The sequence below is a fragment of the Lacipirellula sp. genome (assembly GCF_965279485.1).
Taxonomy (GTDB): Bacteria; Planctomycetota; Planctomycetia; order Pirellulales; family Lacipirellulaceae; genus Lacipirellula.
The window spans coordinates 4,516,917-4,535,728 of record NZ_CBDIIC010000002.1; the positions used below are offsets into that span (position 1 = coordinate 4,516,917).

An 18,812-nucleotide genomic window follows, 5' to 3' on the forward strand; every position below is an offset into this window, starting at 1 on the left:
CCGCGGCGTGTGGCGCCGCGACGTTTACGTTGTTTCGCTAGCATTGCGCGGCGGGCGAACAGCTCGCGCGCAGGCTGACGAATTACTCAGTAAAGGTGGTATCGTCTGCGTAATCGGCAAACTTTGACATTTTTCGCATTTCACGAGGCAGCGTCGCTAGCACTGCCAGCGGCGTCGATCACGCTGCGGACTTTAGAGAGTAGCGGCAAGCGACGCGTTACACGTCCATGCCACCGACGCCGTCAAGCTTAGTCGGCGCGTCGGCTTCCGCGGCTCGCGCTGCTAGCTGACCGGCGGCGATGAAGCGGTCGAACTCCACGAGCACCGCGCGATGAACGCGCTCGACGAGCCATGCTTGCACTGCAGGCGGAACGCCGCCGCAGGTTTCACTCACCAGCGTCGTTTCCAGAGTGACTTCGTCGCACTTCCGGTCGCCGGCGTCGGTGCGCGCGACACCTTCGAACTCGAAGCGGCAGGAGCCTTCGACGTCGCTGTTGGCGAACCGGAAGACGCAGCGGGCGTTTTGCAGGAAGTAGGTCCGCTCGACGCCGTACGAGTTGATCGCCGACTGCATATGCTCGGCCCGCCGTCGCTGCGCCGGCGACGCATCCATGGGGATGTCGGTCCGCCCGATGGTGCGCAGCGGGATGCATTCAAACTCGACGTCGACGACCGAAGATTGCGGATCGAACATGATGCGGCGGCTCCTTCAGTCACCATCGTCGCGTCAACCGTCCGCTAACGCCAGTGACCGATCATCAACAAAAACTTGGCCCCCGGTTCTTCAAACCGGGGGCCAAGCGATGCTCAATTCTAGGTTGCTCCGCAGCATTTCTAGCCCCGGGCTCCGCCCGGGGGTGACGTTGCGCGCAACAACGCATTGCGGAATGGAAACCGACCCCCGGGCGAAGCCCGGGGCTAGAGCGAGACCTATGGTCCCGCGGGCGGCAGGATCCAGCCGACCGTCAGCCAACCGTCCTGCACCTCAAGCTGGTCGAGCAGCAGCGTGCCGACGTTGGTGATCCGGATCGGATCGATCGGAATCTCCGCCGGGAAACTTTCGCCGGCATTCGCACGGGCGTTCATGTTCTTCGCCAGCGTGCTGCGGAAGCCCGACTGCTGGGCCGTCATTTGCTTGTCCCAAGCCGGATCGAACCCGGTTGGGAAGACTTCGATGTCGCCAACGCGCTTCAGCACGATGCGATCGCCGTCTTGAGTGATCGCGTAGGTAATGATGAAGTCCCAGTTCGAGTACTCCATGTCGTCGCTGACGAGCTTCGAGGCCCGCACGCGAATGACGACTTTGCCGTCGTCGAACCGCACGCCGACCGGCGCTTCCGAGTTGAGCGTGATCGAGTACGGCTTGAACGGCGGCAATGCCGGCGGATCGTTCGGGCCGCGTTCGTCGGCTTGACCTTCGACGACCTGATCGAGCGTCTTCGACGCGCTGTCGACCACCGCGGCGCCGGTCGCGACGGCGGCGGCCAGTTCCGGCTTCTTTACCGACAGCACCTTGATCCAGTTCGGCACGTTGCCATTCAGGATCGGCTGCTGCTCCGCGGTCTCTTGGCTGATTCGCGCGGAAGCCAACGCGATCGGCAGATAGTTGTTCACCGCCGATTCGTGAATCTGCAGCGAGAGATCCTGCCCCGGCTTCACCGGCGGCCGCGGGCTGTCGGCCGCGATTTGGTTGCGGGCGGCGAACGTCGAATCGGCCGCGACCCCTTCCGGAGAGGAGGTCAGCCGGGTCGTGTCGGGAAACATGTCGCGCCGCACCAGCGGATCGCGAATCTTCTGCTGGTACCGCAGGCGGGCGTCGCCCAGGTCCTTCGCCACGCGTTCGTTGAACTCTTTGATCACGTTCTGCCGAGTGTGCTCGGCCGAAATCCGCTCCGCTTGAGCCTTCGATTGCGACGCCCGCTTCCACGCGACCTTCGTGATGAGCCCGGCAGCGAACTGGCCGCCGGTCTTTTGGATCGAGTTAATGTGCGTTCGCGTATCGACGTTTGCCACGGCCGGGTCGGCTTCGAAGATCTCATCGCTGATCGAAATCCGCTTGTTGGCCGTGTAGGTGGTTTGGCCCTGGCTATTGATCACGACCGGGCCGTTGTAGCCGCGAGTCTGCGAGTGCGCGAGGCCGTCGAGGTGGACCACCAGCTCAATCTTGTCGTCGGCCGGTTGCAGGTCGTAGCGCACCGAACCGAGCGTGTGGGCGGTGCCGAAGATGCTTGTCCCCAAGATGCAGTCGCGGACCGGGCGGACTTGATCGAGATTCCGATTCGGCATCCGATCGACGAAGTTAACGGAAAACTGCGCCGAGATGTTCTTCTGGGCGAACCGCTCGCGCACCAATTGAACGAAGTCGCTCGAGTGGCCGAGGTTGTCGATCACGCCCAAGATGCGGCCAACCTTCCAGCCGGTTTCGGTCGTGGGGCGTTCGAGATGCCGTTGCAGTTCGGTGCCGAGCGAGTTGAGCAGGCGTTCGTACTCGCCGCGAAGGTCGCGCGATTGCGAGGCAGCTCCCCAGCTAGCCAGGGCGCGATACTTGGCGATCGCCCGAGCGGCGTCGGTGAAGGCCGGCAGCTCGAGCCCAGGTTGATTGGCGCGGAAGCGGCTCAGCACTTCGTCGAGCTGCAGGAGCGTGCCGCGCGAGACCTCTGCATCGTCAGCGAAGTTTGGCGCGAGTTGATCCCACAGGAGGAACTTCTTCCAATTCTGCGCGAGTTGCGAATTGCCGCCCATCGCGGCGACGAGAGCTTGGGCCTTGTCGCGCATGTTTGCGCGGATGGCGGCGAACTCTTCCGGGGTGAGCGGCTTGTAGTTGCCGACGTCAGCCGCGGCAAGCTTCGCGAAATCGCCTTGATAGCTGGCACCGACCTCGTTGGCGTAGACGACGAGCGCCTTGCGCAACTTTTGAAACGGTTCGAGTTGCAAACCGTTCGCCTTGCCGGCGAGCCGCGTGAGCGTTTGGTTCAGCACGAGCGGATCGGCTTCACCGCCCTTCGCGAGTTCCGCGCGGAGTTGGTCTGCTTTGAGATAGGCTTGCCAGCGGGCGCTGTTCTCGCCGCTACCGAGCCAAACATCAAGTTCGTCGAGCGCCGCGGTGACGGGGGCCGGATTAAGCGTGGCAACCGGAAGTGCTTGGGCGTGTGCGGTCGAACCGCCTAGCAGCGTTCCCGCCCACAAGACTCCAGCTGCTGCAGTGTTCCAAAGGCGCGCTCTCACAGATGCTCTCCCTACGTCCCAGATGTTCATGGAAATGTCGGCGTTCCTGCCTCGGCCCCATGCTACCGGTAAGTTGCGTCTTGCGCCAATTCTCCATCTCGCCTAATCGTGCAAATCGCGTACCGCGGCTTGCCGATGGGATGGATGCCCGCCGCTCCTGGGAATTGGCGGGGCGCTCCTGAAAGTTACGCCGCTTGCGAGCAGGGGGCGGCGCAAAAACCGGACTAACCGGGACAACGGGGAGAATCGCTGCCCGACCGCGGCGGAGCAATCGCTACTCGCCGTCACGTAACCGGTTGAAATAGTCCTCTGCGTTTTCACGCTGCGTGCGCGGCAGTTGCTCGATCACTAGCGGATCGGCTGGCTCGCTCGCCTGAGCGGCCATTTCTTCTTGGATCGCTTCGCGGACGTTGCCGCGGAGGTTCGGGCCGTCGGCCTCGCCGGTGATCACGGCCGGGCCTTGGTTCGGCTTCTGCTTTACTTGCGTGTCGCGGAACGCGGCGTCGGTTTCGTCGCGGGTGCCGGCGCCGCCGCGGCCTTTGCCGATTCCCTTGCCATTGGCGCTCCCCTGGCTCCCCGGTTTCTGACCGAAGCGGCCGTTCATTTTGCCGCCGCCTTGGCACTCTTCGCAGCCGGCGCCCTGGCAGGCCTCGCAGTTCATCGACGACTTGGCCATCTCGAGCTGATCCATCGCCGCGTCGAGCATTTCGCTCTCGCCCATCTCTTGCTTCATTTGCTCAAGCTGCTGCGACATCTGATCCATCGCCTGAGCCGCTGCCTGCTGGTCGCCTTTTTCCATCGCCTCTTTCGCCTGGGCGATCTGCTGAGCGAGCTTTTGCATCTGCTGCGACTGCTGTTGCTGCTTTTGCATTTGGTCGAGCTTCTGCTGCATCTCGCCCGCCTTGGCGAGGTTTCCTTGCTGCTTTTGCTTCTCGATCTCTTGCTTCATCTGCTCCATCGCCTGCTGCTGATCGGCAGCCGCCTGGTCGAGCTTCTTCTGCAATTGCGACAGTTGCTTCTGCAGTTGCTGCTTGCCGGCTTGGTCGAGCTTGCCCGACTTCAGCTGCTCCTTGATCTTGTCGAGCTCCTTTTGGGCCTGATCCCAGTCGCCGCTTTTCATCGCGTCGACCATCTTCTCGGCCGGGCCTTTGCTGAAATCCTTCATGCTGGCGAGCTGTTTTTTCAGCTCCTGATCGCCGCCGAGCTTTTCCTTGCGATCGTTCAGTTGCTTGGCGAGGTCGTTCATCTTCACGAGCGCCTGCTTGCGATCGACGTCTTTCTTGTCGGCGAGCTTCTCGATCTTCTTGTCGACCTGCAGCAGCAACGCCTCGGCTTCCTTAAGGCCCTTCTTCGCCGCTTCCTTCCGTTTCTCGACGAGCTTCTTCCGCAGGGCGTCGGTCGTGTTCTCCAGCGCCTGCGGCGTCAGCTTGTTTGCTTGCGGACTGGCGCTGCTTTGCACCTGTTGATTGTCGACCAGCAAGATGAGTGCTGCCGTCAGCAGCGCCGGCGCGAGCGGCAGCAGCGCGACGCTGCCGACGCGAACGCGGAACTGTTGGGAAATCTCCAGCCGGCTCACCGCCCGCACCGCATCATTGAGCAGCGCTTGGCCGGCAGGCGTTTCGGACAGCTCGGCAGGCAGCGAAAGGCTGCTCGCGACGCGTTCCCGGAGGCCGAAGCGACGATCGATTTCCATCGCGGCTTCGAGTTCGCTGCGACCGCGGAAGAACATCCAGCCCAGGGCCACGCCCAGCCCGCCAACGAACGCGGCGCCGAGCCACCAGGCTGTCCAGTTGGCCGGCAGGTTTTCCACGGCGACGAACTTCGGCACCGCAATCGCAACGGCCGCGACGATCAGCGCGACGAACCAACAGTGGACCAGCCGATTGAGAAACAGCTCCAGCCACAGCCGACGGCGGGCCCGAGCAACTTGCTGGCGGATCTGGTCCATGGCACGCGTTCCTGAAAACGGGGAGGCGGAGACGAATCGTCGGCCGACGACTATTGTATCGGCGCCGGGCGGCCGGGTCACGCTGAACCGCTCGTCCTGGGCGCCATTTGAGGGGTAAACTGTTAACGGCGGCGGATTCTAGCGGTTTAGCGGTTGAGACGCTGGAATTGTGCTGTTTTCGCGCGTCGCTCCGGCGGGGCGTTGACCCGCGGCTACTGTGAGATCCTTTGATGTCCGTTCAGCCTGCTATCCCCCTACCCCGCCCTGCCGACCGGCCGAACGCCGACGTCGTTATCTACGACGGCGACTGCGGCATCTGCACCGCCCAGGTCAGCAAGCTGCCATGGTGGGACTGTCAGGGGAAGCTGGCGTACCTCTCGCTGCACGATCCCGAAGTCCGCGAGCGGTTCCCCGACCTGCCGCACGAACGGATGATGCAAGAGATGGTGATCGTCGATCGCCACGGCAACCGGCACTGGGGCCCGGCAGCGATCCGTTACCTCACCGGCCGACTGCGTCGCCTCTGGTGGGCGGCGCCGGTGCTCTACTTCCCCGGCAGCATGCTCGTGTGGCGACCGCTGTACCGCTGGATCGCGCGGAACCGCTACCGGCTAAGCGTCTCGTCGTGCGACTCGGGCGCGTGCCAGTTGCATGTGAAGTGAGCGAATCGACGCTCAAGGCGCATCACTCAAACGTATGCTCCGCCGCGGGAAACTCGCCGCCGCGAACTTCGTCGCGGAAGCCGCGTACCGCATCGACCACCGTCGATTTGAGATCGGCGTATGCTTTCACGAAGCGCGGCGAGTAGTCGCTCGCCATGCCGAGGATGTCGTGCAGCACGAGCACCTGGCCGTCGCAGTCGGCGCCGGCGCCGATGCCGATCGTTGGGATCGAGAGCATGCCGGTGATCTTTTCGGCGATGCCGCGCGGAATGCATTCGAGCACCATCGCAAACGCCCCCGCCTCGGCCGCCGCACAGGCGTCGCTGATGAGGGCTTGCTCGTCGCGCTGCACGCGGTAGCCGCCGAGTTGGTGAACGTTCTGCGGCCGCAAGCCGCAGTGGGCCATCACGGGGATGCCGGCAGAGACGAGCGCCGCGATCGTTTCGGCCTGTTCAACGCCGCCTTCCAGCTTCACCGCCTGGCAGCGCGTCTCTTTGAGAATGCGGCCGGCGTTTTCGATCGCCTTGAACTTGCCGAGGTGGTAACTCGGAAACGGCATGTCGACCACCACGAGCGCGTGATTCACCGCGCGGCCAACCATCTCAGCGTGGTAAATCATCTCGTCGAGCGTCACCGGCAGCGTATTCTCGTGCCCCTGGACGACCATCGACATGCTGTCGCCGACCAGCACCCCCTCGACGCCCGCCTCGTCGACGAGACTGGCAAACGGATAGTCGTAAGCGGTGACCATCGAGATCTTTTGGCCAGTCCCTTTGAGGGCCGTGAACTTCGGCACGGTCATCCGCGAGGAACGGCGGGAAGGCTCGGGACTGGACGGTTTTTTGGCCATGAATTCAGGCTAATCGACGTGAATGCCCGGCGTCAACGAGCCTCGGCGCTAGCCGCGGGGCAATGGTCGCCCGTCGGTCCCCCCAAGCGTTGCAGACGGCCCGTGCTCCTAGAAAAACCACGTTCGGGCAGGTATTCTTCGAGTCCCTCGTTTCATCTTGGTTCCGTCCCCATTTCAACGTCAGCCGCCAGAGAGGCCCGAACATGTCCGACATCAAGATCACCGTCGAAGAGCGGGCCGGCCGCAAGTGTGCCTCCAGCGGCTCGAAGTGGGAACCGATCATGGGCTACAGCCGGGCCGTCCGCTCGGGCAACCTCATCGCGGTCACCGGTTGCGTCGGCGTCAACGCCGACGGCACCTACGCGAAGAGCGTCGGCGAACAGGCCGCCCGCTCGCTCGCGATCATCAAAGCAGCGATCGAAGCCCTCGGCGGCAAGCTTGAGCACGTCATCCGCACGCGGATGTACGTCGTCGACGTCAGCAAGTGGGAAGAAGTCGCCCGCGTCCACGGCTCGGTCTTCGCCGACATCCGCCCGGCGACGACGATCGTCGAAGTCCCGCGGCTGATCGACGGCGACGCCCTCATCGAAATCGAAGCCGACTGCGTGATTGCGTAACGCACCACACGACCGGCCGTAACAAATCGCTCAGAAAGTCGCTTCTAGTGGTGTCGCGTTTATTAGCGGCCCGACGCCCTCTGTCGTAGCATGACGGCGTCGGTACGCCCGCATGAAGCTCGGCAGAGCGGAGAGGCCACTGATGAAGCGTTGGATGTTTTTCGTTTACGGCATCGCTTGCTATCTCGCGTTCCTGGCGGTCTACGCCTGGTTCTGCGCCTTCACGGGCAACGTGCTCGTGGCCAAATCGATTGACGCGCCGGTGGCGTCGTCGCCGGCAATTGCCGTCGCGGTTAACTTCGCGCTGCTCCTGGCCTTCGGAGCCCAGCACTCCGTGATGGCTCGGCCGGCGTTCAAACGAGTGTGGACGCGCATCGTTCCGCAGCCGATTGAGCGGAGCACCTACGTGCTCGCGTCGTGCCTCGCCGTCGTGCTACTCATCTGGCAGTGGCGGCCGATCGACGCCGTCGTCTGGAACGTGGAGAACACGACTGCACGCGGCGTGCTGTGGACGCTGTTCGCCATCGGCTGGCTGATGGTTCCAGTGGTCAGTTTGATGATCAACCACTTCGACCTCTTCGGCGTGCGACAAGTCTGGTGCTATTTGCGAGGCCGCGAGTGCCAACCACTCGCCTTTCGCACGCCGTGGTTGTATAGCCATGTTCGACATCCGCTATACGTCGCGTGGTCGTTAGCATTCTGGGCGACGCCGACAATGACGGCCGGCCATCTGCTGTTCGCCATTGGCCTGACTGCTTACATGGTTGCCGCGGCGCTCGTCGAAGAACGCGATTTGCTCGCCCACTTCGGTCAGCAATACGCGGCATACCAACGAGCGGTCCCGCGCTACATTCCGAAATTTGGTAAGCGGACGACGACTCTGCAGGAATCACAGCGCACTCCCTCAGGCCAAAGTCTCTGACGTGCAGCGCTGCTTGCATGCTGCAGAAAACTCCCAGGTTCTGCCGTAGCAGACAGCGAATTCGGTGGCAATCGCCGCGGCACGAAGTTATCGTAACCGCAGCTCTTCTGGCATTCCGCCTTGGTTCCTCGCAAGCAGCGACCGCGCGTCGTTGCCGTCTGTCTACGCCCTGGGAGATCCGCTAATGAGTTCCAAGTCAACCTGGCTTCTCGCCGTGCTGGCCATCGCGTCAGTTCAAGCCCTACCCGCGACGGCGCGTGAAGTCTTCTTCGATACGGTCATCGGGATCGACGATCGCGACGTCGACATCGCGTACAGCGAATCGGGCCGCTCTGGCGTCAACGCACTCTTCGAGGCGAAGACTGATCTCCGCACCGTTGGCGGCCTGCAGCTTCACAACGGCGTCACCTCGACGGGCGAGACCTCAAACGAACTCTTCTTCGATGTCATCGTCGACACCGACGACGTCGACCCGCCGATTGATTTAGCCATTGGCGTCACGACGCCTGGCGGCACGGCGGCGAACATCACCCAAGTCGGCAACATCGCACCGCTGCCGACGTCCTTCTCGTTGAGCGTGCTTCTCTCCGATCCCGCGGGAAGCAGCCTGCCGGTGATGCTGAAGTTCGCCGGTCAAACCGCGCCCGGCCTCTCCTTCGATCGAGTGGGCGGCGTCGCTCTCGATATTCAAGGTTCGACGATCGGGCTGATCTTCAACCTGAAAATCAGCGACCCGCAGCTCTACAGCTCGGCAGCGCCCGTGTTCAGCTCGCTAAGTGCAACGGCGAGCCTAGTTCCCGAACCAGCCGCCGGCGTCCTGCTAGCCACATCGCTGTTAGGGTTGGCTGCTGCGAGACGGCGATTTAGCCGCCGTCCAACCGCGACGTCATCCCGGCGAGAGTGAGCACGATCGCCACGCAGCCCAACGCCACGTAACCGTATAGCACACGGCGGTCGGCGCGCCTCGCACTGAGCGCGCCGGCCGCCGTAAGCGTTGCGATGAACACCGTCTCCGGGCGGATCAACAGCAGGCTCGCCCCGAACGCTTGCAACAACGCGTGCGGCCAGACGGCATTGGGGCGCCAGGCGAAGCCGACCGCCAGCACCGCTTCGGCGACAAGAATGCCGACGGCGAACGTGGCGACAAACAACGGCAGCCACTTGCCAAACGGATTGAGTAGCGCCACCTGATCGCGTTCAAACGTGCGGCTCGTCGGCGTGAACTGCCGATCTCGCCGCACATTCTCTTCAAGAACGCGGCGCGTCTCCGGGGCGACGCCCGCCTCCCAGGCGAGTTGCCCCACCCCGCCGGTCAGCGTCAGGTAGCTGAGATAGCTGCCGTCGCGAAAGTCTGCGGACAAACCTTTCTGCACGACGGCGAACGTCATCACCGCGACCAGCAGCCAGCGCACGGAAGTGGCGGCTGCATCCATCGCCTCTTCCCGCGTCGGCAGTCGCAGGGGGAGCGTCAGCGCGAGCGCCGTGTACGTCAGCAGGTAGGTGTGGTTCGCCGCCGCGGCGTTTCCTAAGGCGCACCAGCCAAGCAGCAGCATCGCGGCGCCCCACAACCATGGCGAAAACAACGCCGCGCGGAACGGGATCGCGACCAGCGCGAGCCCCAGGCCGATTGCCCGGCCCATGCCGCCGCCGATCAGCTTGTCGCCAAGGTGGAGCGACACGACAGCGAGCATCAGCAGCAAGGCGATGGTCGCCGGCTCGCGCAGCCAACCTGCCGGCGCTGCTGCGGCGGCGCTTTCCTGTTGGCGGCTTTCTCGAGGGCGACGTTTGGCCATCACCGCGCCTCCGCCGCTGGCGGATACTCGCCGCCACGCACGTAACCGACGCGATATTGGTTGCCGTCGCGCTCCAAGCGTTTGCGAGCGACGATGATCTGTTCGATCGGTTGCCCACGCCGCTGCAAGTCGGCGAACAGGAGATCGATCCGCTCCTCGCGACCGGTGCGCATGAACTCGCGGACCGCCGCCTGATACTCCTCGTGCGACAGCTTGTCGCTGCGGTCGTCATCGAAGCGGCAGAAGTGCCGTAGGCTGTAAAGCTCCGAGTACATGCCGAAGCCCCCGCCCTTCCAGCGAGCCCGCTCCGGGAATCGGCTCAGCTGCACCATTTGCCACAGCGCGACCATGCAGAGCAGCGTCGCGGGCGCGTATTCGGCGATTCGTCGACGCATGGTTTTGGCCACTACTCCTGCGGCCGCTCCGAAGTAACGATCCACCCGTTCGTCCGCAGCATTGGCAGCAGCCAGGGTCGATCGAGCGGCTTACGCCGCGTCGCGTCGAGCGCCACGCGCTCGGTGATCTTGAACCCCGCCGAACGCAGGTCCGCCGCGAGTTCGCGCCAGCGGAAGACGTGCAGAAACATGCTCGGCAGTCCGCGGTACGGGAACCAGCGGTCGCCGACTTCAATGTCGCGGCGGAACGGCGCCGTCGCGACGTTGCCGATCACCCACCACGGCCCCTCGGGGTCGCGGAGGTTGAACCAGTAGTTGTGCACATGCAGCACGAACTTGCCGCCCGGCTTGAGGATTCGCCGCGCGTGGTGCAGCACCTTCCGCCGATTCGCGCGTCCGCGGATCATGCCGAGCGTGCTGAACATGCACATCGCGTAGTCGACGGCGCCGTCGGCGATCGCGTCCATCTCCACCAGGTTCGCCCGCACGCAATCGATCGGCAGGTCTTCATCGTCCGCCTTCCCTTGCACCACCCGCAGCATGTGGTCGGAAAGATCGATCGCCAGCCCGCGATGGCCCTCCTTCACCAGCGGCACCAAGGCCCGCCCCGTGCCGCACCCCAGGTCGGCGATTAAGCCGGGCGGATCGAACTGTCGACGCAGAATCGCCCCGTCGGTTTCGAACAGGCTGTTGAACGCAAAATAATCGTCGTAGTCGTCGGCGATGTGGGGCGTGTGGACGTAGTCCCACAGCCCGCGGGAAACGCCGGGAGGGAGCTGCCAGGTTGGACGGTCGGGACGGGTCATTCGGGAGCTTTCAGCGGTCAGCAGTTAGCTGTCAGCGATACGGGAAGTCGCAGCCGCTGCGAATAATCGATGCGCTAAATTGAGATTGTTTAGCTGAACGCTTGCAGCTGCTCGCCGCCCGCTTTCCAGCCGGTTGTAGGCCACTTTCCGCAGCAGTATAATTCCTCGTTTCCCCGCCCGACAGCGAAGCTTACAGGGCGGGGCGACTCGCGAGACTGCAACGATTAGCCTGGCGCCGCCAGGTCCCGCCATATTCAGTCCACGACTTGCCAACGAAGGAGAAACTCAGTGGCCATTCGCGTCGCAATCAACGGTTTCGGTCGCATCGGGCGTCTGACGTTCCGCAACCTCCACGCTCGCCCCAGCGAGTTCGAAGTCGTTGCCATCAACGACCTGACCGACAACAAGATGCTCGCCACGCTGCTGAAGTACGACAGCACGCACCGTCGCTTCGAAGGCAAGGTCGAGTACGACGAGCAGAACCTCATCGTCGACGGCAAGAAGATCAAGGCCCTCGCCGAGAAGGACCCGGCCAAGTTGCCGTGGAAGGACCTGAACGTCGACGTGGTCGTCGAATCCACCGGCTTCTTCACGAAGCGTGCGAAGGATGGCGCTCCGGGTTACGACAGCCACTTGGCCGCTGGCGCCAAGCGCGTCGTCCTCAGCGCCCCGGCCGACGACGGCGCCGACCTGACCTGCGTCCTCGGCGTCAACGACGACCAACTGAAGCCCGAGCTGAAGTGCATCTCGAACGCGAGCTGCACCACCAACTGCTTGGCCCCGGTCGCCAAGGTGCTGCAAGAAAAGTTCGGCATCGTGAAGGGCCTGATGACTACGGTCCACGCCTACACGAACGACCAACGCGTGCAAGACATGCCGCACAAGGATCCGTACCGCGCCCGTAGCGCCGCCCAGAACGTCATCCCGACGTCGACTGGCGCCGCCAAGGCCGTCGGTCTGGTCCTGCCGGCCCTCAAGGGCAAGCTGACCGGTATCTCGCTTCGCGTTCCGGTTCCGACCGGTAGCGTCGTCGACCTCACCGCCCTCATGTCGCGTGACGTGACGGTCGAGGAAGTCAACGCCGCGATGAAGGAAGCCGCCAACGGCCCGCTCAAGGGCATCTTGGCTTACACCGAAGACCCGATCGTCTCGACCGACATCATCGGCGATCCCCACAGCTCGATCTTCGCCGGCCCGTGGACCCAGGTGATGGACGGCAACCTGCTGAAGATCGTCAGCTGGTACGACAACGAGTGGGGCTACAGCTGCCGCACCGCCGACCTGATCGCGAAGATCGGCAAGTTCGCCTAAGCTCTCCCCTGCCCTGCCGCATGGCGGGCGAGGTTGAAAAAGATCGAAGGCCGCAGAGTGTTCGTCATTGGACGACCTCTGCGGTCTTTTTTTGTGCGCTGATTCGACCACGCACCATCACGCCCATTTTAGCCCCCGGTTCTTCAAACCGGGGGGGCACGACGTAACGCAATCCTGCCGGATGCCGTATCGCCCCCGGTCTGAAGAACCGGGGGCAAAATCACCGCACCACGCGGCCGTTACCGAAACGGCGCCCAATCGCGCTTCGCATCGCCGCTCGCCGCGGCGGTCGAACTCCGCTTCCAGCTCGGCTCGCCGTGCGATCCTTCAACCGCCGTCGACGCCACACGGTTTTCGTTGAGCCGCACTGTCGACGCCCGCCAGGTCGTCTTTTGAGCCGCTTCCGCCGAGGCCTTTGTCACCGGAGCGGCTGCAACCTGCATCGGCTCGGGGGCTGAGTTAACGCTTGGTTCCTCAGGCATCGCCACGGGTGTTAGCGACGCCGGCTCTGCCTCTGCGGCGGCCAAGGCCGCTTCGGGGGTGAACTCGTTCACTGATACAAGCTCGCTTGGCGTTAGCGGTGCCTTGGTTAGCAGTTTCCGACCATCGGCTGCAACCACGCGGGCCCACAGCTCTAGGTTCCCTTCGGGAAGCGGACCCTTTTTCATCGGTAGCTCCAAGTGGAGCCCGTCGCCCAGGTGCGACGATTGCCATGCCGAGGCGGTTTCCGCGGCACTGAAGTCCCAGCGTTCGATGGCTCGCATCGCGCCCGTTTCGTCGGTGGCCATAATCATCATCGACGCTTCGCCTTCGGCGCCAACCGGTTCCTCGGTGGCGTTGAGGGCTTCGACGACGATCAGCAGGCTTTGGAGCGGACCGGTCTTTGCTTCATCCTGCTCGGCGAAGATACGGCGAATCTGCAGGTGGTCGGCGATCAGGCGTTGGCCATTTTGTTGCGGCGCGGCGAGCACCGGCTCGCTCAGCGGGAGCGTTGGCTCGGCTGCCGCGAGTTCGCTCGCTGCTTCGGCGGCCGGATCGAACGTCGGCGGCGCTGGTTGAGCGACGATCATCGCCGTGGCGTCGTCGCCATCGGCTTGGTAGTCGATCGGATCGGGAATCAGCAGCGGTCCGTTGCTCGCTGACCGCTGGTTCGCGGCGACTTCGACGTTGCGTTGTCGCGGCGTCATGTGAACGCCGGGGCCGATCTCAAGCGCCGGGGCTTCCAGTTCTTCCGGGTTAACCTCTTCAATCTCCATCTCTTCGACTTCAACGCCCGTCCCAGCAGGCGTGGCTGGCGTGCCCCCCGGCCCGGCCGGGATCTCTTCACCAGCGCGCGGAGCATCGGTCGTCGCCGGCGGAGCAGGCAGCGACGCCTTCGGCGCCGAGAGCTTGTTCCGACCGTTCATCGGCAGCGTCGGCCGCCTGACCGAATCGGTATCGATCGTCGGTTCTTTGCGAGCGGGCGTCGAACTAGGCGAGGTCGAGATCACCGTCTCGCACTGCATAGCCCGCGCTTCCCGCAGCTTCTCCGAATACTCGACGAGATATTCTTCGAGTTCGTAGATGTAGTCTTCTTGCTTCCGCAGTTCGCTTTCGAGGACGTCGACCTGAGCGTTGTCGATGTGCCGGCAACCGGTGGACGACGCCAATGACAGGCAGAGCAGCCCCAGGGCGGCGCAGCGGCCAGCGGAGAACAGACCGCTCCAGGCGGCGTTGCGATGCAGATGAGTAATGTTCGGCTCGGCCATCCGTGGCTCGCCTCGCAGCAGACGTGCAATCGACCGGGCTGGATCGACGCTTCGTGCGCGCGATCCTGGCCCGAACTATGAAAATGCGAGCCGAGAGATAAGAAAACGGGCCGAACCCGTCAAGCGGACTCACGCGGGCGATAGCACCGCCACGCTACTTGGCGTAGCTGTCATTCCGAGCGGAGCGAGGAATCTGGAAGGACCATCGGCATTCAGGCCTGTAAGGCCGCGCCGCGGAAGCCCAGGGCGCAGCCCTGGGTAGGTTTCCCGCCATCAGCAACAAAGCCCTGTAGGGGCGCGCTAGGCTCTGCGCCCTGGGCTATCACAGCACGGCCCGTTGGGCCTGCAAACGGAGCGAATGAGCTTCCAGATCCCTCGCTCTGCTCGGGATGACAGACGCTACGCTCAATTGCAGCTCTAAAACAAAACCGCCGATGAACGCCATGAAACGCGAGCGAAATTTTGGGGAGGACTTGGAAACTCCCCGCAGTTTCTCAGCGTTCATCTGCGTCCATCGGCGGTTTCAAAACTTCCGCTGATGGCCACTCGAGGCGGCTTACTGCCCGCCCATCTTCGAGATCACCTGGTCGATGATCCGGTATTCCTGGGCTTCCGCAGCCGACATGAAGTGGTCGCGGTCGGTGTGCTTTTCGATCTGATCCATCGTCTGGCCGGTGTGCTCGGCCAAGATGCGGTTCAGCTTTTCCTTCGTCTTCCGGTACTCGGTGGCGTGGATCATGATGTCCTCGGCCGTCCCTTCCATGCCCGCGGAAGGTTGGTGGATCATGATCCGAGCGTTCGGCAGCGCGTGACGCTTGCCGGCGGCGCCGGCAGCTAGCAGCACGGCGCCCATCGAGGCGGCCTGGCCGATGCAGTAGGTCGCCACGTCGCAGGTGACGAACTGCATCGTGTCGTAGATCGCCATGCCGGCGGTGACGCTGCCGCCTGGCGAGTTGATGTACAGATGAATGTCGGCCTTCGGGTCGTCCGACTGCAGGAACAGCAACTGAGCCACGAGGCTGTTCGCCACTTCATCGTTCACGCCCGAGCCGAGCAGGACGATGCGGTCCTTAAGCAGCCGGCTGTAGATGTCCATCGCCCGCTCTTCGCGGCCCGACTTTTCGATGACGTATGGAATGAGCGGCATGGGAGCAATCCGTTATGCGTTGAGCACAATGAAGATGGACTGGATAACAAGATGACGCGGATCGACAGGATCAAGGCGAGTGAGGAAATCCTTGATCGCGACCTAGCGAACGACCTGCTTCTCCAATCCTGTTGATCTCAGAAAATCCTGTAACCCTGTCAAACATCGAGACAGGTCGACTAATCGTCGTTCTCGGCTTCTTCGCTGCCGGGGGGCTTAATGAGGATGTCGTCGACGAGGCCGAATTCCTTCGCCTCGAGTGCGGTCATGTAGTAGTCGCGATCGCACGCCTTGCCGATCTCTTCGTTCGTCTTGCCAGTGTGGCTGGCAAGAATCTCGTTGAGGGCGTGGCGCGTCTTGATGATCTCGTTCGCTTGAATCTCGATGTCGGAGACCTGACCGCCCACGCCGCCGTGCGGCTGGTGGATCATGATCTTCGCGTGCTTCAGAGCGAAACGCTTTCCCTTCTCGCCGCCGGCTAGCAACACAGCGCCGCCGCTCGCAGCCAGACCGACGCAGTAGGTCGCCACTTTCGGCGTGATCATCTGCATCGTGTCGTACATCGCCAGGGTCGCGCTCACGCTGCCGCCCGGCGAGTTGATGTAGAAGTGAATGTCTTTGCGACGATTCTCGCTCTGCAGATAGAGCAACTTCATCACGATTTCATTCGCGTTGCCGTCGTAGATCTCGCCTTGCAGGAAGATCACGCGGTTTTCGAGCAGCAGATCGCCGAGCGTCATTTGACGCTGACGTTGGTAATCCCGCATCGCGGCCGCGAGCTTGGGATCCAAATGGGGCGCAGAACTACCGATGGGCGTATACATCATCTCGTCCTTGTGAATTCTAGCCCCTCTCCCCTGCGGGGAGAGGTTGGGTGAGGGGTTCCGCCACGCCAGCAGGCATCGCAGTAAGGCTACTCGCCCTGACGCGGGAATCCCTCCCCTTAGCCCCTCTCGCTATCGAGCGGGGTACTCAGACATTCTACGCTTTGTCCTTCTTCGGTTCTTCAGCCTCGGTGGCGGCCGGAACCGATTGGGCGTCGCCGCCCGCAGCGACCGAGATCGCTTCAACCGTCGATTTGCCCGGTTCGTAAGGCTTGTCCTTGAACTTCGCTTCGGACTGCACCTTCTCCAGAACCTTGCGCTCGACAATTTGGTTCTGCAGGATGTCCATCAGACCGCGCTTCTCGATCTGAGCACGGACCCGACGCGGCGATTCGCCGCTTTGCATCGCCATCAGGAAGATTTCTTGTTCGAAATCCCCTTCCTCGGCGTCGATCTTTTCTTCCTCGGCAATCCGCTCCAGGATGAAGTGTTCCTTGAGAGCCTTAGCCGTGGCGGAGGCGCTGTTTTGACGGAGTTCATTCTGACGAGCGCGAATTTCCGTTTCCGGGAAGCCGGCGCGACGCAGTTCCATCACTGCCCGCTCCAGTTCGCGGACGCTTTGACGCTTCAGCAAGCCCGGCGGCAGATCCCAGTCGGCCTTCTTCGTCAGTTCAGCGGTGATCTGCTGACGCGAGTTGCGTTGTTGCTCGTATTCGAGCTGACGCTGCAGGTTCGACTTGATCGCTTCGCGAAGCTTCTCTTCCGAGTCGAAGCCGCCCATTTCTTGCAGGAATTCTTCGGTCAGTTCCGGCAGCTTAAGCTTCTTCACTTCGAGGACTTCGAACTCGACCTCAACGCTCTTGCCGCGGAGTTCTTCGTTCGGGGCGTCTTGGGTCAGCTCGATCTTGCCCGTCTTCTTGTCGCCAGCCTTGGCGCCGGCGAGCAACTTATCGAAGCCTTCCAGCTTGCCGTCGAGGAAGCTCAGCGTCGGGCGAATCCGCAACACACGCTCTTCTTCCAGGGCGAGTTGCTTACCGTCGGCCGTCGTGCGGAGGTTCACGGTGGCGAAGTCGCCAGCCTCGGCGGCGCCTTCGTGCGGCACGAGTTGGCCGTAGCGGGCCAGCATTTGCTCGAGGTTGGTATCGACGTCGGCGTCGGTGAATTCACGGACCGGACGCTCGATGGCCAAGCCCTTCCACTGCGGGAGGTCGAATTCAGGGCGAACTTCGATGTCGAATTCGAACACCATCGGACCTTCGCTGGGGACCTCGATCGCGTCGAGGTTCAGCTCCGGCTCGCTGATGGCGGTGAACGACTGTTCTTCGCTGATCTGGCTCAAGCTGTCCATTAACAGCGAACCCTTGATCTTCTCGCCGATTTCTTCCTTGAAGCGATTCTCGACCAGCTTGCGCGGGGCCCGACCGATGCGGAAGCCAGGGACCGAGGCGGTCGCCATCATGTCGCTGTAGGCTTCGTCCAGGTACCGGTCGACGTCCTCACGCGACACGGTCACGGTGACGTGGCGTTCGCAGGCGCTGGGGCTAGCAATCTGAACGTCAAGGTTCAGGCGCTCCGCAGCTTCCGCTTCCCCGCCCTCGGCGACATCCACTTGCGATTCTTCGATTTGCTTGGCACTCATGCGCCTGGTACCCGTAGATTTGGCGTGTTTTCGCCCCGCGGCGCGAGACGGCTCGCAGCTCAACGATGGCGGTAAAAAATTATAGCGGTCAGCGCTCAGCGAACAGCTTCCGGCCAGGAAAGATGCCTAGCCTGACTGCTGAAAGCCGATAGCTAACCGCTATCCAAGAGCGGGTGATGGGATTCGAACCCACGACAACGACGTTGGCAACGTCGTGCTCTACCAACTGAGCTACACCCGCGTTCGTTCCGCTGAAGGCGAGCGGCCCTGAAGCAGAAACATCCCCGGATTATAGGTTTGCCAGGCTAGTCCGCAAGGGGGGCCTAGCGGCCTCGCCACTTCTCAATTTCACGCCCGCGGCGATCAGACCCGCACGACCCGCACAGTCGCGGAAGGCCGCAGGCTGTGGGGAGAGTGGGCAGTAGCCGGTAGGCAGTGGGCAGTGGGCAGTGGATTTTTCTGCCACCTGCCCACTGCCGACCGCCCACTAACTCCTTCCCGCATTTCCTGAACCCTGAACCCTCCCACCTAGAAAACAAACCGCCCCGCTGTGCGTTTCTCGCCGCCCTGATACCATATCCCCCATGTTGCTATTCAAGAAAAAGTTCCTCCCAGCCATTCGCAGCGGTGAGAAGACCCAGACGATCCGCCTCTGGAAGTGGCGGATGATGCGTCCCGGCCAGCGGAGCTATATCCCCGGCGCCGGCTACGTGACGATCGAGCATGTTGAACCGGTCGCCCTCGCCGCGCTGACCGACGTTGATGCGATTCCAGACGGCTTCCCCACCGCAGACGCCCTCCGCCACGAGCTCAGTACGATCTACGGAGACAAACTCGCCGCTGGTTATCAAGCGTTCCGCGTCGTCTTCCGCGTGATCGGCGAGAAGGAGAATGGGGAATGTTGAATGGGGAATGCGGTGGGCAA

At 62.9% G+C, this 18,812-nt stretch carries 17 protein-coding genes and 1 tRNA gene; 6 read left to right on the plus strand and 12 right to left on the minus strand.

From position 1 onward, the window contains the following. Nucleotides 1-217: 217 nt before the first annotated feature. From ACQY7R_RS25530 to ACQY7R_RS25540, 3 genes are all read right to left on the minus strand, one after another. Nucleotides 218-694: a hypothetical protein gene (locus tag ACQY7R_RS25530; RefSeq protein WP_428308368.1), complete on the minus strand. Its 477-nt coding sequence runs from the start codon at nucleotides 692-694 to the stop codon at nucleotides 218-220. A 236-nt stretch (nucleotides 695-930) separates the two neighbouring features. After that, nucleotides 931-3,225 carry a hypothetical protein gene (locus ACQY7R_RS25535; RefSeq protein WP_428308369.1) on the minus strand — a complete coding sequence of 765 codons (2,295 nt, stop codon included), beginning with the start codon at nucleotides 3,223-3,225 and terminating at the stop codon, nucleotides 931-933. A gap of 274 nt (nucleotides 3,226-3,499) precedes the next feature. Continuing rightward, entirely contained in the window at nucleotides 3,500-5,173 is a 1,674-nt protein-coding gene (locus ACQY7R_RS25540; RefSeq protein WP_428308370.1) for a hypothetical protein, read from the minus strand. Nucleotides 5,174-5,403: 230 nt separating this feature from the next. On the opposite strand from ACQY7R_RS25540, the gene ACQY7R_RS25545 reads away from it, so the two are divergent. After that, a complete protein-coding gene (locus ACQY7R_RS25545) occupies nucleotides 5,404-5,835 on the plus strand; it encodes a thiol-disulfide oxidoreductase DCC family protein (RefSeq protein WP_428308371.1) in 432 nt (143 codons plus the stop codon). A 22-nt stretch (nucleotides 5,836-5,857) separates the two neighbouring features. On the opposite strand, the gene panB is transcribed toward ACQY7R_RS25545, so the two are convergent. Then, the gene (gene panB, locus ACQY7R_RS25550; protein ID WP_428308372.1) at nucleotides 5,858-6,685 is read right to left on the minus strand and encodes a 3-methyl-2-oxobutanoate hydroxymethyltransferase; all 828 of its coding nucleotides are present in this window, start codon (nucleotides 6,683-6,685) and stop codon (nucleotides 5,858-5,860) included. Nucleotides 6,686-6,888: 203 nt separating this feature from the next. Between panB and ACQY7R_RS25555 the strand changes: the two genes are divergently transcribed. The 3 genes from ACQY7R_RS25555 (at nucleotide 6,889) to ACQY7R_RS25565 (ending at nucleotide 9,128) form a co-directional block, all read left to right on the plus strand. Further along, complete coding sequence (locus tag ACQY7R_RS25555; RefSeq protein ID WP_428308373.1) at nucleotides 6,889-7,302, plus strand: RidA family protein; 414 nt, start codon at nucleotides 6,889-6,891, stop codon at nucleotides 7,300-7,302. Nucleotides 7,303-7,444: 142 nt separating this feature from the next. Beyond that, the gene (gene mddA, locus ACQY7R_RS25560; RefSeq protein WP_428308374.1) at nucleotides 7,445-8,224 is read left to right on the plus strand and encodes a methanethiol S-methyltransferase; all 780 of its coding nucleotides are present in this window, start codon (nucleotides 7,445-7,447) and stop codon (nucleotides 8,222-8,224) included. A gap of 184 nt (nucleotides 8,225-8,408) precedes the next feature. After that, nucleotides 8,409-9,128 carry a PEP-CTERM sorting domain-containing protein gene (locus ACQY7R_RS25565; protein WP_428308375.1) on the plus strand — a complete coding sequence of 240 codons (720 nt, stop codon included), beginning with the start codon at nucleotides 8,409-8,411 and terminating at the stop codon, nucleotides 9,126-9,128. Here ACQY7R_RS25565 and ACQY7R_RS25570 read toward each other — a convergent pair. The 3 genes from ACQY7R_RS25570 to ACQY7R_RS25580 are packed head-to-tail and all read right to left on the minus strand — an operon-like array spanning nucleotide 9,088 to nucleotide 11,218. Further along, complete coding sequence (locus ACQY7R_RS25570; RefSeq protein WP_428308376.1) at nucleotides 9,088-10,017, minus strand: hypothetical protein; 930 nt, start codon at nucleotides 10,015-10,017, stop codon at nucleotides 9,088-9,090. The two genes, ACQY7R_RS25565 and ACQY7R_RS25570, sit on opposite strands and share 41 nt — an antisense overlap. Further along, complete coding sequence (locus tag ACQY7R_RS25575; protein WP_428308377.1) at nucleotides 10,017-10,412, minus strand: hypothetical protein; 396 nt, start codon at nucleotides 10,410-10,412, stop codon at nucleotides 10,017-10,019. The genes ACQY7R_RS25570 and ACQY7R_RS25575 overlap by 1 nt, the downstream gene beginning before the upstream one ends. Nucleotides 10,413-10,423: 11 nt before the next feature. Further along, nucleotides 10,424-11,218 carry a class I SAM-dependent methyltransferase gene (locus ACQY7R_RS25580; protein WP_428308378.1) on the minus strand — a complete coding sequence of 265 codons (795 nt, stop codon included), beginning with the start codon at nucleotides 11,216-11,218 and terminating at the stop codon, nucleotides 10,424-10,426. A 288-nt stretch (nucleotides 11,219-11,506) separates the two neighbouring features. On the opposite strand from ACQY7R_RS25580, the gene gap reads away from it, so the two are divergent. Then, complete coding sequence (gene gap, locus ACQY7R_RS25585; protein ID WP_152097602.1) at nucleotides 11,507-12,529, plus strand: type I glyceraldehyde-3-phosphate dehydrogenase; 1,023 nt, start codon at nucleotides 11,507-11,509, stop codon at nucleotides 12,527-12,529. A 239-nt stretch (nucleotides 12,530-12,768) separates the two neighbouring features. Here gap and ACQY7R_RS25590 read toward each other — a convergent pair whose 3' ends face one another. From ACQY7R_RS25590 to ACQY7R_RS25610, 5 genes are all read right to left on the minus strand, one after another. Continuing rightward, complete coding sequence (locus tag ACQY7R_RS25590; RefSeq protein WP_428308379.1) at nucleotides 12,769-14,277, minus strand: hypothetical protein; 1,509 nt, start codon at nucleotides 14,275-14,277, stop codon at nucleotides 12,769-12,771. Between the two features lie 556 nt (nucleotides 14,278-14,833). Further along, nucleotides 14,834-15,424: an ATP-dependent Clp protease proteolytic subunit gene (locus tag ACQY7R_RS25595; protein ID WP_428308380.1), complete on the minus strand. Its 591-nt coding sequence runs from the start codon at nucleotides 15,422-15,424 to the stop codon at nucleotides 14,834-14,836. A gap of 179 nt (nucleotides 15,425-15,603) precedes the next feature. After that, a complete protein-coding gene (locus ACQY7R_RS25600; protein WP_428308381.1) occupies nucleotides 15,604-16,248 on the minus strand; it encodes a ClpP family protease in 645 nt (214 codons plus the stop codon). 157 nt (nucleotides 16,249-16,405) lie between these two features. Further along, nucleotides 16,406-17,887, minus strand: a complete 1,482-nt coding sequence (gene tig / locus ACQY7R_RS25605; protein WP_428308382.1) for a trigger factor — start codon at nucleotides 17,885-17,887, stop codon at nucleotides 16,406-16,408. Between the two features lie 168 nt (nucleotides 17,888-18,055). After that, nucleotides 18,056-18,128 (minus strand) — tRNA-Gly (locus ACQY7R_RS25610). A 343-nt stretch (nucleotides 18,129-18,471) separates the two neighbouring features. Here ACQY7R_RS25610 and ACQY7R_RS25615 point away from each other — a divergent pair. Beyond that, the gene (locus ACQY7R_RS25615; RefSeq protein ID WP_428308383.1) at nucleotides 18,472-18,792 is read left to right on the plus strand and encodes an ASCH domain-containing protein; all 321 of its coding nucleotides are present in this window, start codon (nucleotides 18,472-18,474) and stop codon (nucleotides 18,790-18,792) included. Nucleotides 18,793-18,812 lie beyond the last annotated feature (20 nt).